This window comes from Lactobacillus xylocopicola (assembly GCF_033096005.1).
Taxonomy (GTDB): Bacteria; Bacillota; Bacilli; order Lactobacillales; family Lactobacillaceae; genus Lactobacillus; species Lactobacillus xylocopicola.
In genome coordinates this window covers 150,999-166,322 of sequence record NZ_AP026803.1, presented here as the reverse complement: position 1 = coordinate 166,322, position 15,324 = coordinate 150,999, and the positions used below count along the sequence as shown (strand labels likewise).

Genomic DNA, 15,324 nt, shown 5'->3' with positions numbered 1-15,324 from the left:
ACTGATAACGGGGATAATTTCACCTGTAGTTCAAAACGATTTTTTTATAGAGTTTCACTGTTATGAAGTAGTAAAAAAGATACAGAATGAAAAAGACGGTAAAGGGAATCCAGATATTGTTGTATGGATCCGGTAGGAAAACCCTAAATAGCTTGAGTCCGAAGAGCACATCAACCACGCCTAAGAGCCCGGGCAAAAGAAACAGCGTCCCCAATTCTTGGGTAATTGACCGGCCAAGTAGCTGATTGCGGGCGCCCAGCTGGTGGAGCATCTGGTAACGACTACGATCAGCTGCTGCCCCACTTAAGACCTTGAACATCAAAGTCGAAGCAAGCATCGTCAAAAAGGCAAACCCGAGGAAAAAGCCCATAAATTCAAAGCCAGCGCTGAAATGAACAATAAAGCTATAGTTACTTGGTTTACTATTGTCATAGAGGTAGGAATAATGGCGATTTTCCTGCAATTGCGCTTTTTGAATTTTTAATAAAGTAGTGTAATCACGGTCAAAGTCTTTCACCTTCAGCAAGGAGATGAATTTATTCTGGCCCTTCAGTTCCCGCCACTTAGCTGCTGGAACTAAGCGGATTTTTTTCTGTAGACCGTTAGGAATCATTGTTGAAAAAACATTATTAGCCCTAGTACCTGCTACAGCTAATTTGGCTACGGGCAAGCTTTCAATGCGATAGCCAGGTTTCCCGTTTTTTAGGTAAAAATGGGCGTTTTTGATCGGCTTGCCGGTAAATTCGGTCTGCTTAAAGTAAAGGAAGCGGCTAGTCTCTTTGTAATGATAAGTTTGCTGACTCTTCAGGGTTAATTTAGCCACTTCTTTTTGCACTAGGGCCGAATTGCTGACCAAAGTTGTGTCATAGTAGGTGCTAACCTTGGCCTGTTCCTTGAGCGTATCAAAGTTCAGACCAACCGTAATAGCACCAAGGGCAAGCGCAAAAAGTAGCGAGATCATCGTCAACATCCGGGTATATTCACGCAGGCGAAACTTTAACTGCCCTAGTGTAAACATCCGCAAGCCGTGATAAGAAAAACTGTTCTTCCGCAGCAAAAAATTGATCAATGCACTGAAAAAGGCCTTAAAAGTTAAGTAAGAACCAACCACAATCGTAATTAGAGCCGTTGGAATAATAAAGAAAATCTGACTACCGGGTAGGCTCAGAATGAAGTAGCCGGCTGCTAGTAAAGTAAGGCCAAGAACGGCCTCAACGGCCTGGGCCAGCGGGCGAGACTTGATTTTAACCGGTTCTTGGTCTTCACGCAGCAGCTTAATCACCGGGGTATGCGTTAACTTGCGCGCGTTTCGGAGCGCTCCCAAGCTAAACATGATAATAAAGAAGATGATTGTCCAGAGCACGGCCTGCGGTAAAATCACCTGAAAATGGCTAATGGGTAACTCCAACTTCTTGATTAGTAACTGCGAAACCAAGCCCGTCAAGCCAAAACCTAAAACAATTCCGATCACCGTTGCAACAAGACCGATAATCAGCGTCTCGCCAAAAATCAAAAGACCTATTCGGCTGCTTTTAGCGCCTAGCATCATGAACATACCATAATCATGCTGCCGCAGGCTGAGCAAGAATGAATTTGCATAAATCAGATATACCAAGGCAATTATCACCAACAAGACAATGCCAAAAGTAAAGATAAAGTTCAAATAGTTGCTCGGTGCCTCAACATCCTGAGTAATAAAAGCTGGGTTAATGGCGATTGTCAGAAACATATAAAAGGTCATGCTCGCAACAGCTAAGCCCGAAAACAAAACCAAGTAATCTTTAAGGCGACTTTTAACCCCTGTCATAGCTAGTTTCCAAACCATTGCTAGCTCCTTATTCCGCCGTTCCGAGGTGGTCAATCAACAGATGATAAAATTGCTGCCGCGGCAACCCATCTTTGAGCAATTGCGTACCAATTTTCCCATCCTTAATGAACAAAATGCGACTGGCAAAACTGGCAGCAAAGGGGTCGTGCGTTACCATCAAGGTTGTAATGCCATCATGCTGATTTAAGTCAGCCATCGTATCAAGCAACTCACGCGCACTCCTTGAGTCTAAAGCCCCAGTTGGTTCATCTGCTAGTAAGATGGCTGGTTCATGTACTAGGGCCCTGGCCGCAGCCACCCGCTGCTTTTGGCCACCTGATACCTCAACCGGATACTTAGCCAAAATTGCTTCAATTCCTAATCTAGTAGCAATCTTGTCAACTAGTGGATCAATCCGGTTACTTGCCATGCCCTGCAAGGTCAACGGCAAGGCAATATTTTCGCGATTAGTTAGGTTCTCTAACAAGTTAAAATCTTGAAAGATAAAACCAATCTGCCTACTCCGAAAGTCAGCCAACTGGTTAGCATTTAGTGTACTATTGTCTTCATGATTGATAAAAACATGACCCGTGGTCGGTTTATCCAAAGTTGATAAAATATTTAGTAAGGTCGTTTTACCGGATCCTGAGGCGCCCATAATGGCTACAAATTCACCCGCTACAACTGCAAAGTTAATACCTTTGAGCGCCTGATACTGTTTTTCTCCGCGTTTTCCGTAGGTTTTAGTGGCTTGGTCGACCCGTAAAATTTCTGTCATCTCAGTCATAATTATTCCTTTCTGCTATTGCTTTGTATTATATATCTAATACACTAATTCAATGACTGGGATTTGTCAATTTATTTATTAAAAAAAGATAAGGCTCTTTTAAAAGAGCCTTATCTTTTGATGATTAGTACAGACCAGCTAGTCGGTTTGATACTTTTACTGTAAAACTTACTGCAAACGCCTTAACATCTTTTTTAACGGAGTGACAATCAACGGGGTTAGTACTGCAGTAAAAACAGCTTCAATCAAGCCGTTCATTCCTAGCGCAATTACAAGTGCCAGGATCAGCGGAGTGCCCTGGTTGAAGTTACCCATATAACCAAGTAGTTGGGTTGACCTGTCCATAAAAAACAGGCTAGTGAGCAGAATAACGAAGATGGTATTAGCTAAAGAAGTAGCGGCACCAGCTAACACATAGCTAACTTCACGGGCCTGGGTTGATTTTTTGGCAAAGATACGTCCAATAAGCCCCGGTAGCAAACCAGCAAAAACACTAGGAACAATCGCAATGAAAACATTCTGAAACAACATTAAACTAACCATATCGCCCGGTTGCGTGTACGCTTGAAACAACCGCATTAAGCCCCAAAACAAGCCAAATAGGGTGCCCGCTTTAGGCCCCATTAATAAGGAATAGACGGCAACTGTCAAGGGTACGGTGGTGATGGCCGGCAAAGCTGGCAATATCCTGATGTAGCCAATATTAGGAACAAAAGTCTGTAATAAAAATAATGCAACAAAGAGGGCCGTAATCGCCAGGTTGCGGGTTTGGGTTTTTTGCATGGTTTCCTCCTTAAAATCACTTGATTAATTATAGTGCTAAATGTACGGGCCCGCAATTATCCTGCTAGCCCAAAACTTGTTCAAACTAGCTTGGAGCCGTTAGCAAAAAATTGCTTAAATCGTTTTGCTTCTTCATTAAGCTTCTTTTCATCATCAACTTGAGACAACTTATAACCAACAAAGTAGGCCGAAGCAGGAAAACGAGCAATCAACTTGGCACAGGTACCGCCCTGCTCTAATGGATAAAAAAACAAGTTATAGGAATCACAGCGACCACTAGACAGGACATTAAGCAGGTATTTGGCACCGCTCTGAATCCAGTCGGCCCAGCAATCAACGCCAGATGTTGCTAGCAAGTTAAAGTTCAACTCCACATAGCCATGCACGGGATGGGTCGCAACGTTTACTTCTACCCTGTGATTATTAAACAGACTAATTCCTTTATAGTTGTCCGGCTGCAGATGGCGATAACCATCCTGCTTTTTTAAGCCCACGAGCTGCATGTGGGGATGGGTCAGCGAACCACTAGAATTAGGGCCGAAGTTTTTGTACCACAGCACCGACTTAAATTGTTCACTAGCGACCATCTGCCTGTAACACTTGAGTGCAAAGTGCATTAGTTCACGGTTATGGCTGGCCGTATAAGTAGTAATGTCACCATTGTGGTCACTTGACTCAATTAACACCGTCTGGACGGTTGCTTGTAAGGTAGGAAACTTATTACGTAGCCAGATCATTTCCCCTTGACGCTCATAAATGTCGGTTAAAGTAGCAACTTGACAAAAAGGGCACCCCAAATCTTCTCTGGTCTTATGATAGGAATTAGGCTTGTCTTTAGCAATATTAACATCAAAAATTAGCGGTTCGTCATCCATTACCCGTCTCCTTAAAAATACTTTTCCTAACCATTGTATTTTACTAGCTTCGTGATAGATGATAAACTTAAACCGCAATTATTTTCGCAATTATTTTATAGTTACATTTACGGTAGGTAAGTTATGCAATCTAGAAAAAACCTTAAGAAATATCATAATCGCAGTAATCTCTACTTGATTATCATTGCTGGCGTCTTGATTTTGGCAGTCGTCTTTGGCGTCGTTTTATACAACCATCACACTGCTACTCAAAAGCAAGCCAGAGAATTTGCTACTAACCATTTTAATCCTAACGTCAGTATCTATGGGGTAGACGTCGGTAATCTGACGGTCGCTAAAGCAACTAAGAAGATTAATCAGCGGGCCAATAACATTGTGGTTCTGGAAAAGGGTAAGGTCACAATTGAGCGCGACCCTGGTATTAATACTATTGACCACCAGACCGTGGCCAACTATTTTAACCAACAACACACCGCCATGCCCAACAAACAGGATTACACTTACCACTATTCGGAACTAGATACTGCTCGCAACAAGATGCAAAATGTCAGCCGCGCCACCGTTGACTATCACGTTGCAGGCAAGACCTACACCTTAAAAGCACGGACCTTAATTGACAAGGCCATCTACAAAAACGGCAAATACACTTTCATTAATTCTGAAAGCCTAACTGCCAAATTAAGTGCTATTGACCAGACCGTCTCGACCTTCCACAAGAGCTATCAGTTTGCCGTCCCGGTCAAAAACAAGTTGAACCAACAGCAAATCACGGTTAAGAATCAGAGTTACGGGTGGGCGGTCAATGTTAAAAAAGCCCAAGGAGCCGTTGAACAAGCCTTTTTGAATGGGACCAAGAGCCTTGACGGGAAGAATTACATTTATGGCCTGGGTTACAGCACCTACGGCCTAGGCTACGGCGAGAGTAACCATGGTATTGGCGATAATTACATTGTAGTTTCCCTAAAAAGGCAAGAACTTTGGATTGTTAGAAATGGTAAACTAGCCGTGCACTTAACTGACGTGGTAACTGGCACTAAGGACGGCAACAAGGGTAACCGCACTCCGCAAGGTGTCTGGTACATCCACTATAAGAAAAAACACACTGTCTTACGCGGCCTCAATAACGATGGCTCCAAGTACGCCTCACCGGTTAAGTACTGGATGCCGTTTACGCTAAGTGGCTGCGGATTACATGATGCTGCTTGGCGTGGTGACTGGTCTAAGACCGCCTACTTACGTGGTGGCTCGCACGGTTGTATTAACATCAAGCCAAACGAAATTAAACGAGTTTGGCAAAATGTCAGCAAGCACGAGGCCGTTATTATTTATGACTAACTTAATAATAGAAAAAAGCATTACCTGCTTTGTGAAGTTACCCCCTAGAATTGGACATTAACATTATTTCATATTTGCTAAGGCCGTGTTCCGATATTCAATCGGGGTGCGGCCTTTTAGCGTGTGCCTTATTCTAGTTTGATTGTAGTATTTGATCCACTTTTCCATGGCCTCCTGCAGCACCTTCTTAGTAGGATAGGTATAGGTGTAGTAGTCTAACTCAACCTTCATGATGTGAAAGAGACTCTCGCAGGCCGCATTGTCGTGGCAGGTGGCTCGCCGCGACATGCTTTGAAAAACGTGATGCTGCTTTAGGGTCTGGCAATATGCTTTGGACTGGTATTGAATGCCTTGGTCGCTGTGAATCGTCATGCGGTAAGGCAGTTTAGGCCGGCTGACCAAAACCTGTTTGAGTCCATCCAGCACATACTTGGTCTGTGGCCGCTGACTAATGGTGTAGCTGATGATTTCACCACTGTAAAGGTCTTTAAAAGGTGAGAAATATATCCGTTCACTCATGCTCTTATTGCCATAGCGAAACTCGCTAATATCGGTGACTATCTTTTGATAGGGCCGATTCGTCTTAAACTTTTGGTGGAAGCGATTCTTGGCCTTCTTGCCTTGAGGACCCTTGGATGAATCATACTTGCCTGCACGCAGGTTGTATTTGCACGCCAGCAGACCTTGTTCTTTCATCAACCGGTAAACCCGCTGATGGTTTACCTTGAGACCATACTTGATTTTTAGCGTATCAGTCATGGGCAGGTAGCCAAAGCTGGGATTATGCCTTTTAACCACTTTAATTAGCGACAGTAAAGCCAGATCGTTGTAACTTTTCCGCCTGCTGCGCGGGTGATACTCATAGGTGCTCTTGGCTAAAAAGCTATAGTGCAATAGTTCTTCTTGCGTTGAGCGTCTTTGCGCCGAGCTAAGGCCTCGACTTTTTTTAAGTAGTCGTTCTCAATGTGGAGCTGGCGATTTTCTAAGCGCAGCCGCTCTAATTCAGATAACTCGCTGCTGGTATACTTACCTGGTTTTTTAGGTGATTTATTCATCGGTGGTCGGCCTCGTTTGGTAAAGAGTGCATCAAGTCCGCCCTCGTCAAAACGTTTTTCCCAAGTATAAATTAAGCTAGGGGAGGAAATCTTGAAGTGAATGGCGGTATTTTGATAGGTCTCGTCATGTTCTTTTCTCCAGTTTAAGACTTGGAGCTTGAATTGACCACGATAATTTTGCCAAGTGCGCTAAATTTCTAAACCCTGCACGCCAAAGTGCTGGTATTGCCCTGCCCAAGTATCAATTGTTTGATGTGAGCCAGCACCAATTATTTGGGCCACAGAGCAGCTGCTATAGCCTTCTTTGAGCAAGTTAAGTGCTTGTAATTTTTGTTCAACGGTAAATTTAACCATAGTAAAACCCTCCAGATGGATTTTGGTCCAATCTAGAGGGTTAACTTCATTGGTAATGCTTTTTCTTTGTCTTTAATTCCATCAGATTGCGGCTTGAACTGCCTTATTAACTGCATCCTGCTCGTTTTCAACCAAGTCTACCTTGGTCGCAATCACCTTGGTATCCATCTTGATTTCACGGCCTAAGCCAGGTTGATCAACCTTCGGCTCAAAGAATTCCTGGAATTCTTTGAGTCGGTTAGCCGTATGGAACGCCCGCGCCGTGATCGTGATATAGGTAGTAAATTCCATATCACCACCAATTGTCTTCTCCAGCCAGGACCATTCACGCCGTAACCAATCCCAAGCGGCTTGCTCACCTTTAGCATTAGCCAAGACACCGAAGTACCAACTGCGTAAGTCTTGCGGTTTAATGATATCGGCATTTTTGAAGTTGGCAACGACTTGCTTAAGATCGTTGGCATCTTTAGCTGACCGGATTGCAGCCAGCAAGTCACCCTTGTAATATGGGTCAACAGTCGTTTGGTATTCCTCTAGCAGATGATCAATCAAGCCGGACTTATGATAGTTCTTGACCTCATTAATCAACACATAGGGCCGAATCGCCGCATCAATGGCTGCCAGATTTTGCTCATTGGCGATAAAAAGTTGGTGGCCTGCTTCAATCGTTGCCTGGTCTTCAGCGTATAGTTCAGCTGACAAGGCCATTGGTCTGATTAATCGGTCATCAGCATTGTCTGCCGCTTTAGGTTGCCACCCAAGGCGAGCCATTTGCTGGTGCGCCAGCTTGTGGGTAAAGGACTGCAAATTCTTTGCTGCCGCTGAATCTGGTTTAGTGAACATCCGTAATTTTTCAGCTGCATTAAACATTGCGTTGATGACAATGTTTGAACGAGAATCGGCAAACTTAGGCAAAAGCGGTACCAGTTCAGCAAAGGAAATCTGCTTGCCTTCAGCCAGCAGCCCCAGGTCTTGAAGTAGCTGCAATTGGTCAACTGGCTGGAGGACGTCAAGGCTAGCCATAATATCTGCCATCAAGGTTTCATCATAATTAACAATGAAGTGTGAGCTATTGCCCACGTTAAGGCGCAGCGCATGCCCTGCTGCTGCGCGCAGTTCCTGGTAGTCACCCAGATCAAGATCGGGATCCTCCATAATCTGCGGTGCGGTAAAGTTAGCGTTCAAAGGAATTGCCCACTTCCGCCCTATATCCTGGCCAGCGCCAGTAAAGAATTGTTGCTGGTGCAGAACCAGGTGTCCTTGGTCATTAACCTTGACCCTAACTACTGGGTAGCCCGGCTGATCCAGCCAAGTGTGCATGATTTTACCAATGTCGAGGTCAGTCGCGGTAGATAAGGCATTCCACAAGTCGTCGCCCGTTGCATTACCGTAGCTGTGCTGGTTGAAGTAGTATTTGAGCCCCTGACGCAAGGCGTCATCACCCATCAGGGCCCGCACCATGACCAGCATCCGCGACCCCTTAGCGTAAACAATGGCACTATCAAAAAGTGAATCAATATCAGCTGGATGTTCAACTTCCACGTGAACGGATTGGACACCATCTGTTGCATCTCGCCGCAAGGCTGCCGGAACTTCAGATATCTGGTAGGTATTATCCCAAACATGCCATTCTGGCTCTAATGCATCGACTGAAACATACTCCATCATGTTGGCAAAGCTTTCATTGAGCCACAGGTCGTCCCACCATTTCATCGTAACCAGATCGCCGAACCACTGGTGGGCCAGCTCATGGGCGATGACTGTTGCTACATAGATTTTTTGCTCAACCGTCGCGTTATCTGGATCGAGTAAGATAGCAGCCTCACGGTAAGTAATTAAGCCCCAGTTTTCCATTGCACCAGCAGAAAAGTCTGGCAGAGCTAGTTGCCAGGAATGAGGCAGAGGGTATTTTGTTTCGTAGAAATCCTCATAAAATTCGATTGCGCGCTTGGCAATGTCCAGAGCAAAGTCTAATTCCTTAGCCTGGTGGGCCTTAGTGGCAAAAACTCCAACCTTTACCCCATCCTTAGTTTCAGTCAGCTTGGACTGTAAGTCACCAAAGGCAAAGGCAATTAGGTAGCTAGACATTCTGACTGTTTCAGCAAAATAGTGAACGCCGTTTTCGACTTTAACTTCAGGCATGTTGGCAATCGTAGTCTCGCCGGCTTGCTCATCATATTTCAGGGCAAGTGAAAAAGTCGCCTTTGCTTCTGGCTCATCGACACAAGGAAAGGCCTGGCGGGCCGCAGTAGTTTCAAACTGCGTACCGATAATCTGCTTTTTTACTCCATCAAGGGTGTAATATGACGGGTAAATGCCCATCATCGTATCAGTCAAGGGAGCCGTATAAGCGATTTCAACTGTTACTTGACCCGTCTTACCAAGACTGATCTTAATGGCTTCACGCTCGTCATCAACAGTGAAGGGCAGACTTTGGCCACCGCACTTCACCGCCGTAATGGTCATGTACTTTTGGTTAACCAAAATGGTGTCTTCCATTGCCTCACCAGTAATGGTTGTAGTACCAGTAATGGTCTTTTGCTTACGATTAACGTCAATTAACAGCTCATAGTGTTCAGGGTGAAAAGTTTCATAAAAATGTTTTTCTGACATATTCTGCCTCCTAAATAGTTTATTGTCTTAATTCTACCAAAGTTACCCCAAGATAACATTAAAAGCTGATTGTAAGCGATGCGTGTTCTTTCTGTAACAGCAATGAAACATTGGCTGTGTATCATGGACGATAATAAGATTTGAATTAATTATGAGGAATGAACAAATTGAAGAAAAGTAAAAGTTTGATTTTAAAGTTAATCGCAGCGCTGGCGCTTACGTTTAGCTTGGTTGCAGTTATCGAAACTAGTAATAGTGATGCAAGCGTTCAAACCGTTCAAGCCGCAAGAAAGTTATCAAAGAAAGAACAAGCTGCCAAAAGATGGATCGCTCAACACGAATCAGGCGGCAAATATAATGCTAAAAACGGTGTTTGTTACGGCAAATACCAATTAAATGTTGCTTACCTCCGTGGTGATTTATCTCCGAAAAATCAAGAACAAACGGCTGACAACTACGTATACAGCCGATATGGTTCATGGGTTAATGCCAAGAAGTTTTGGCTGGTCAACCGCTGGTACTAAAAACTCCAATAATTTTGTGCTCATAAAACACAGCTTAGTTACTTACTAAGCTGTGTTTTTATCTGCTTCTTGGCTGAACCACCTGCTGAATTTGCTTAAAGCGCTCAGCCCAATCGTGGACTTGCTTATTTTGACAACTTTGATTAATTAAAAAGTCAAAAATTTTTTTCTTTTCTGGCCGCTCCAAAAAAAGATAATTTTGTGGCATCGTAATCGCGGGCTCAAGACTACGTAACTGGGCCAGTGAAACTTTGGCGATTTCACAAGTTTCGACAATCGGAATAATGCAACCCTCATCTTTTTCCTTGAAGTAATCATAGATTTCCGTATATTCATCGCCCTGGATGACTTGCCCGATCTTGGCCAGAGTAGCAGCATCACTGCTAATCGCGGGACTGCATTTCAGGAAAAGCTGAATTCCGCCCCTGCTCCCGGTAGTATAGACAAAGGCCTGGAAACTGTCTTTAAAAAAACGCTTGCGGTATTCAATAATCTTCTGCCCTTGCAGGATTTGCTGAACATATTCGCCATGCATCGAGATTAACAAGGTGGGCAAAAATGGGTCGTACATCGTGCTTTTAAGTTTATTCATCATCGTTACCTCATGATATCTGATTTTTACTGCTGAATAACCGACAGATACTTCTTAATTAAGTCGGCTTTGGGCCCTTGCTTTTGGTAGATAAACTGGATTGAGTAACTGGTATCCACACCGTCCAACGGAAGATAAGCGACCCGCTGGTTTAAGGGCAAATCAATTAGCCCACCCGCATAATGGGCAATTGCTTGGTTGGCAGCTACAAGAAGCTGCATATGCTCAATACTGGGCGCGCGCCTAATATCCAGTTGCTTAAGTTCAAGATGGAGATGGCTGACAAAACCATTCTTAATATAATTCGAATCTTCAGGTGCATAATAAAGTAGCGGGTACTGGCTTAAAATTTCGACATCTAAAAATGGCATCTGGCTCAAGGGATTTTGCCGACTAATCCCAATCATAATTTGATTGTTAAAAATCGTCGTCGTTTGCAGCGGGTGTTTTAAGTAAGAATTCTGGCTATGGTAATCCATCACGTAAGCTCCATCCAAAACACCCAGCACCACATCTGAAATCAGATTTTCGACACTTTCTTCACTAACATTGATTTTTACCTTTCCTTTTAGTTGCGTTGCGTTGAGATGCTGAGCTAACAAGAGCCCATCAAAAGGAGAAAAATAGCCGATATTTAGCTCCTGATACTCCGCCTGCTGGTTTGTTTTTAAAATTTCAATCGTTGAGCCTAAGTTTTGCATCATGTCACGCACATGGGCATAGAATTGTTGTCCCGCCTGTGTCACCACGATTTTGTTTTTTCCGCGCAAAAACAACTTAAAACCTAATTCAGCTTCCAGTTGAGCCATGCTAATTGAGATGGCTCGTTGCGTTAAAAATTTCAACTTCGCTGCCTTTTGAAAACTGCCAGCATCAACTACCGCAATAAAGTTTTGTAATTGGTTTGAATCCATCATACCACCCGAAATCTTTTTTCCTCTATCCAAAAGAATAATGCCTATTATGAAGTTTGTAAACGCTATATTATAAGCTTGTGATAAATTTAATTAATTTAGCTATGGAGGAATTGAAAGATGGCTAAGCAAAATTATGATGCAGTAATTATTGGGTTAGGTGGCGCCGGACTAGCTGCCGGTGTAGAGTTAGTTGAGCAAGGAAAGTCCGTCTTAGCGTTAGAAAAAGGACAAGACTGGGGTGGCGCTTCTAAGTGGGCAGCTGAAGGTATTTTTGCTATTGAGTCGCAACAACAGATTAATGCTGGCGATTATACCACGCGTGATGACATGTTCCATCACCTCATGAGCTGGGCTCATTGGCGTAATAATGGCCTGCTAGTCCGTAAGTTTATTGACAAGTCAGCGGACACGATCGACTGGCTCCAAGATCATGGTTTGAAGACTTTATTAGTCGGAGATGTGCAGGACTACCATTGGGGCAAGCCTGGAACTTACCATATGTTTATTGATAAGCTTAACTCTTTTGACAACTTGGTCAGCTATTTTCAAGCGCATGGCGGTGACGTCTTAACTAAGGCAAGTGGTCAAGAATTAGTTATGACTGCGGGAAAACTAACTGGGGTTAAATATGAGCATCATGGTCAAAGCCTGCTAGCTAATACACCGGTAGTAATCGTCGCTGATGGCGGCTTCATTGGTAACACAGAAATGGTCAAAAAATACGTCGACCAGGATATTAGTGACTGGTATGTTGCCGGAGAAACTAAGGCTACCGGTGATGGTATTCAAATGGTTCATGCGGTTGGGGGCCAGATGCGCGGCTTTTATAACTTCCAAAACCACAATGCCTGTGTTTACCCTACTTTTGAGGCTACCGGCGGCGAAGAGGGAAATTATTCGATTAATCAACTATATTCTTTGCCATTGCTCTGGGTTAACCGCCGCGGTGAGCGATTTACCGACGAACGGGTCGTCTACGACAGTGTGCTGTGGGGAAATGTGACGGCCAAACAAAACGGTAAGTATTTTGAAATTTTGGACCAGGCAACTCTTGATAAATTTAGCCAAGAAAAAGTTCCGATGTTGAATTCATACACGCGCTATGGCGCTGCCAAGAACTTCATCGATAGCTTAAAACCTGAAGACGTTAACGAACCGACCCAGCTAATGCGGCAATGGAGTTGTGATGCCACTACTGGTCCGCTATCAACTCTAGACCGTGACTGGCAGCAGGCAACGACCGATGGCTATGTACTGAAAGCCAATGACTTAACGGAATTAGCCCAACAAATGGGCGTACCCGTAAGTAACTTGGAAAGTACGGTAGCACGTTACAACGAAGCAATCGCCAATCAGTATGACCCAGAATTCAACAAGGACAAGGTCCTCTTGCAATTTGGGGTTGACCACGGACCATTTTATGCCATTAAAGTCCGCTCAGCTGTTCTAGGAACAATTGGTGGCATCGAAATTGATGAAAATTGTCGGGCAATTGGTGAAAATGAGCAAGTTATTCCAGGTGTCTATGTTGTTGGCGCCAATGCTACTGGGATGTATGATAATTCATACTCGGACGTTGAGGGCGTAACCTGTGCTTTTGCCTGGAATTCAGGGCGGATGGCAGCAGAACATGCTGTTCAATACCTCAATAATTAGGAGCCAACTGATGTTTTATAAAAGTCACTTTGGGACCGTTCTAACCTCTGTCTTAGCCCTCTTCATGGGACTCGTGATGGCCATGTTTATCATTGTTTTAAATGCCCTCCCCTTTAACTGGGTCAACTTATTTGAACTTACAGCTGAAATAAACTTAATTGTTTTTGTGGTCAGTTTATTCGTGCCCTATAACGCTTGGGGCGATTGGTTTGCTAACTTGTTCCCCGTCCAAACGGACAGCCCACTTTTTAAGTTGCTTCAAGCACTCATCCCTTCTATCGTTTTAAACAGCTGCAATACCTTGATTTGTACCGGCACCAGCATTTTTTACCATGATGCTATTCCGAAAGCCGCTAGAATGACGGTCTATCTGCAAAGTTGCGCCAAGGCCTGGTTGCCCTGTTTCATCGTTTCTTATTTTGCTTCATTTATTGGTGTTTGGCTGGGTAAGACGATTGCCCAAAAATTCGTACCGACACCAGCACTTGAGCGTTAACTGAATACGATCATGCAAAATCTGGAAAAAATGCTCCTTAACTTAAACTAAAAAATTCCATAATTTAAAAAGACTAATAAATCACCGTTTATTACCGTGATTTATCAGTCTTTTTGATTAGCTTTGATTTTTACCCCAGACTCTACTTTGTCCACCAAAAAACTGTGCTTTATCCTAAAGCACAGTTTCTTAACTTAATACTAGTGGTGAGACAAGTGGGCCTTCACGCGTCCACATCGCAGCCAAGTAGCAAAAAAGGCTAAGCCAAATACGGTAAATGCAACCACCGCACCCATAATCATCATGCTGTTGCCGTTCAATGTAAACGTCTGGCTTTCATTAAGCAGACGATGGGGCTCATTAACTTGATTGCATAATCCAAAGAATAACATGATTAGACTACTCAAAGTTAATAAACCGTTTACCGCTGTTAAAATTTTTATCTTGGTCAACTTCAAAACCATGTCCCTTCTTTCGATGTAAATATGCGTATTATATACCTTTATAAAATAATTGCAAGACATGAGCTGAAAAAAGTTGATTTTTTGGTAATTAATCTCCCTGAAAAAAACAGGTCTTTTAAAATATCGGATAATCAGGTAACATAGATAAAAATTAACTACTTTGAACAGAAGAGTAGCTTTATTTTATTCTAGAACAGAGAACCTTTGGTTGATGGAAAAAGGCAGAAGAATAAAGTGAATCACATCTGGAAGTATCTCCTTTGAAAGTTAGTAAGAGGGGACGGGCTGGCCCGTTAGCGCTGTAGAAGTTGCTAGACTTCTTGAGGTTATTGTCGCGAGGCAATAGCGAACAAAGGTGGAACCACGGTTATTCGTCCTTTAGCTCTTAGAGCTAAAGGACTTTTTTGTTTTAAGGAGAAATTAAATGAACTATGCTCTAGAAATTTTTCCAGCCTTGTTTAATGGTGTTGGAATGACCCTGAAAGTATTTTGCTTTACCTTTTTAAGCTCCGTTCCGCTCGGGATATTGCTTTCTTTTGCCCTACTGACAAGGGTTAAGCCTCTGCGCTGGCTAATCAATTTTTATATTTGGTTAATGCGCGGGACCCCTTTATTGCTCCAATTGATTTTTGTCTTTTATGGTCTACCGTTAATGGGCATTGTCTTTGAACGGTATGATGCAGCCCTATTTGCCTTTTTTCTCAACTATGCGGCCTACTTTGCCGAAATTTTCCGTGGGGGCATCCAGTCTATTCCAGAGGGTCAGTATGAAGCGGCCAAAGTACTCCGCTTGACCAAAAAGCAGACCATTACGAAAATTATTCTGCCCCAAGTAATCAAGATCGTGCTGCCCTCAATCGGCAATGAGGTTATTAACCTCGTCAAGGATACCTCGCTAATTTACGTTTTAGGCTTGGGCGACTTATTGCGGGCCGGCCAAATTGCCATGAGCCGCGATGTTACCCTAATCCCCCTCTTTTTAGTCGGTTTCATCTACTTGCTATTAACCGCTTGTTTGACCTTTCTAGCAAGAAAACTAGAAAAGCACTATCAGTATTACAAGTAG

Annotated in this window: 16 protein-coding genes and 1 other annotated feature; of the genes, 5 read left to right on the top strand and 11 right to left on the bottom strand. The window is 43.5% G+C overall.

What is annotated here, in order from left to right:
• Positions 1-19 precede the first annotated feature (19 nt).
• From R8389_RS00840 to R8389_RS00825, 4 genes are all read right to left on the bottom strand, one after another.
• Complete coding sequence (locus tag R8389_RS00840; protein WP_317637626.1) at positions 20-1,825, bottom strand: ABC transporter permease; 1,806 nt, start codon at positions 1,823-1,825, stop codon at positions 20-22.
• Positions 1,826-1,835: 10 nt separating this feature from the next.
• A complete protein-coding gene (locus R8389_RS00835; protein ID WP_317638219.1) occupies positions 1,836-2,585 on the bottom strand; it encodes an ABC transporter ATP-binding protein in 750 nt (249 codons plus the stop codon).
• 177 nt (positions 2,586-2,762) lie between these two features.
• The gene (locus R8389_RS00830; RefSeq protein ID WP_317637625.1) at positions 2,763-3,377 is read right to left on the bottom strand and encodes an ECF transporter S component; all 615 of its coding nucleotides are present in this window, start codon (positions 3,375-3,377) and stop codon (positions 2,763-2,765) included.
• Between the two features lie 80 nt (positions 3,378-3,457).
• Entirely contained in the window at positions 3,458-4,252 is a 795-nt protein-coding gene (locus R8389_RS00825; RefSeq protein WP_317637624.1) for a DUF4931 domain-containing protein, read from the bottom strand.
• A gap of 123 nt (positions 4,253-4,375) precedes the next feature.
• Here R8389_RS00825 and R8389_RS00820 point away from each other — a divergent pair, with 123 nt between their 5' ends.
• Positions 4,376-5,587: a L,D-transpeptidase family protein gene (locus R8389_RS00820; protein ID WP_317637623.1), complete on the top strand. Its 1,212-nt coding sequence runs from the start codon at positions 4,376-4,378 to the stop codon at positions 5,585-5,587.
• Positions 5,588-5,650: 63 nt separating this feature from the next.
• On the opposite strand, the gene R8389_RS00815 is transcribed toward R8389_RS00820, so the two are convergent.
• From R8389_RS00815 to R8389_RS00800, 4 genes are all read right to left on the bottom strand, one after another.
• Positions 5,651-6,481 carry an IS3 family transposase gene (locus R8389_RS00815; protein ID WP_317637622.1) on the bottom strand — a complete coding sequence of 277 codons (831 nt, stop codon included), beginning with the start codon at positions 6,479-6,481 and terminating at the stop codon, positions 5,651-5,653.
• Positions 6,463-6,642, bottom strand: a complete 180-nt coding sequence (locus R8389_RS00810; protein ID WP_317637621.1) for a hypothetical protein — start codon at positions 6,640-6,642, stop codon at positions 6,463-6,465. Before R8389_RS00810 ends, R8389_RS00815 begins: the two co-directional genes overlap by 19 nt.
• Before the next feature lie 189 nt (positions 6,643-6,831).
• Positions 6,832-6,996, bottom strand: coding sequence for a terminase gpP N-terminus-related DNA-binding protein (locus R8389_RS00805; protein WP_317637619.1), 165 nt, complete (start codon positions 6,994-6,996; stop codon positions 6,832-6,834).
• An 81-nt stretch (positions 6,997-7,077) separates the two neighbouring features.
• Positions 7,078-9,609, bottom strand: coding sequence for a M1 family metallopeptidase (locus tag R8389_RS00800; RefSeq protein WP_317637618.1), 2,532 nt, complete (start codon positions 9,607-9,609; stop codon positions 7,078-7,080).
• A 158-nt stretch (positions 9,610-9,767) separates the two neighbouring features.
• Here R8389_RS00800 and R8389_RS00795 point away from each other — a divergent pair, with 158 nt between their 5' ends.
• Positions 9,768-10,133 (top strand): aggregation-promoting factor C-terminal-like domain-containing protein, encoded by a 366-nt coding sequence (locus R8389_RS00795; RefSeq protein WP_317637617.1) that lies wholly within the window; start codon positions 9,768-9,770, stop codon positions 10,131-10,133.
• Positions 10,134-10,191: 58 nt separating this feature from the next.
• Here R8389_RS00795 and R8389_RS00790 read toward each other — a convergent pair whose 3' ends face one another.
• Positions 10,192-10,728: a hypothetical protein gene (locus tag R8389_RS00790; protein ID WP_317637616.1), complete on the bottom strand. Its 537-nt coding sequence runs from the start codon at positions 10,726-10,728 to the stop codon at positions 10,192-10,194.
• Positions 10,729-10,751: 23 nt separating this feature from the next.
• Positions 10,752-11,639 carry a LysR family transcriptional regulator gene (locus R8389_RS00785; RefSeq protein ID WP_317637615.1) on the bottom strand — a complete coding sequence of 296 codons (888 nt, stop codon included), beginning with the start codon at positions 11,637-11,639 and terminating at the stop codon, positions 10,752-10,754.
• A gap of 120 nt (positions 11,640-11,759) precedes the next feature.
• On the opposite strand from R8389_RS00785, the gene R8389_RS00780 reads away from it, so the two are divergent.
• Together R8389_RS00780 and R8389_RS00775 are read left to right on the top strand one after the other, a co-directional pair.
• Positions 11,760-13,298 (top strand): FAD-dependent oxidoreductase, encoded by a 1,539-nt coding sequence (locus tag R8389_RS00780; RefSeq protein ID WP_317637614.1) that lies wholly within the window; start codon positions 11,760-11,762, stop codon positions 13,296-13,298.
• Between the two features lie 10 nt (positions 13,299-13,308).
• Positions 13,309-13,794, top strand: a complete 486-nt coding sequence (locus R8389_RS00775; protein WP_317637613.1) for a hypothetical protein — start codon at positions 13,309-13,311, stop codon at positions 13,792-13,794.
• Between the two features lie 200 nt (positions 13,795-13,994).
• On the opposite strand, the gene R8389_RS00770 is transcribed toward R8389_RS00775, so the two are convergent.
• Complete coding sequence (locus tag R8389_RS00770; protein ID WP_317637612.1) at positions 13,995-14,252, bottom strand: hypothetical protein; 258 nt, start codon at positions 14,250-14,252, stop codon at positions 13,995-13,997.
• A gap of 157 nt (positions 14,253-14,409) precedes the next feature.
• Positions 14,410-14,640, top strand: a binding site (T-box leader).
• Between the two features lie 42 nt (positions 14,641-14,682).
• On the opposite strand from R8389_RS00770, the gene R8389_RS00765 reads away from it, so the two are divergent.
• A complete protein-coding gene (locus tag R8389_RS00765; RefSeq protein ID WP_317637611.1) occupies positions 14,683-15,324 on the top strand; it encodes an amino acid ABC transporter permease in 642 nt (213 codons plus the stop codon).

What these genes read in the sequence shown, in the direction of transcription:
- R8389_RS00800 (WP_317637618.1), bottom strand. Translation starts at nt 9,609, where the DNA reads ATGTCAGAAAAACATTTTTATGAAACTTTTCACCCTGAACACTATGAG.
- R8389_RS00830 (WP_317637625.1), bottom strand. Translation starts at nt 3,377, where the DNA reads ATGCAAAAAACCCAAACCCGCAACCTGGCGATTACGGCCCTCTTTGTT.
- R8389_RS00825 (WP_317637624.1), bottom strand. Translation starts at nt 4,252, where the DNA reads ATGGATGACGAACCGCTAATTTTTGATGTTAATATTGCTAAAGACAAG.
- R8389_RS00785 (WP_317637615.1), bottom strand. Translation starts at nt 11,639, where the DNA reads ATGGATTCAAACCAATTACAAAACTTTATTGCGGTAGTTGATGCTGGC.
- R8389_RS00765 (WP_317637611.1), top strand. Translation starts at nt 14,683, where the DNA reads ATGAACTATGCTCTAGAAATTTTTCCAGCCTTGTTTAATGGTGTTGGA.
- R8389_RS00775 (WP_317637613.1), top strand. Translation starts at nt 13,309, where the DNA reads ATGTTTTATAAAAGTCACTTTGGGACCGTTCTAACCTCTGTCTTAGCC.
- R8389_RS00835 (WP_317638219.1), bottom strand. Translation starts at nt 2,585, where the DNA reads ATGACAGAAATTTTACGGGTCGACCAAGCCACTAAAACCTACGGAAAA.
- R8389_RS00790 (WP_317637616.1), bottom strand. Translation starts at nt 10,728, where the DNA reads ATGATGAATAAACTTAAAAGCACGATGTACGACCCATTTTTGCCCACC.
- R8389_RS00820 (WP_317637623.1), top strand. Translation starts at nt 4,376, where the DNA reads ATGCAATCTAGAAAAAACCTTAAGAAATATCATAATCGCAGTAATCTC.
- R8389_RS00805 (WP_317637619.1), bottom strand. Translation starts at nt 6,996, where the DNA reads ATGGTTAAATTTACCGTTGAACAAAAATTACAAGCACTTAACTTGCTC.
- R8389_RS00795 (WP_317637617.1), top strand. Translation starts at nt 9,768, where the DNA reads ATGAACAAATTGAAGAAAAGTAAAAGTTTGATTTTAAAGTTAATCGCA.
- R8389_RS00810 (WP_317637621.1), bottom strand. Translation starts at nt 6,642, where the DNA reads ATGAATAAATCACCTAAAAAACCAGGTAAGTATACCAGCAGCGAGTTA.
- R8389_RS00780 (WP_317637614.1), top strand. Translation starts at nt 11,760, where the DNA reads ATGGCTAAGCAAAATTATGATGCAGTAATTATTGGGTTAGGTGGCGCC.
- R8389_RS00840 (WP_317637626.1), bottom strand. Translation starts at nt 1,825, where the DNA reads ATGGTTTGGAAACTAGCTATGACAGGGGTTAAAAGTCGCCTTAAAGAT.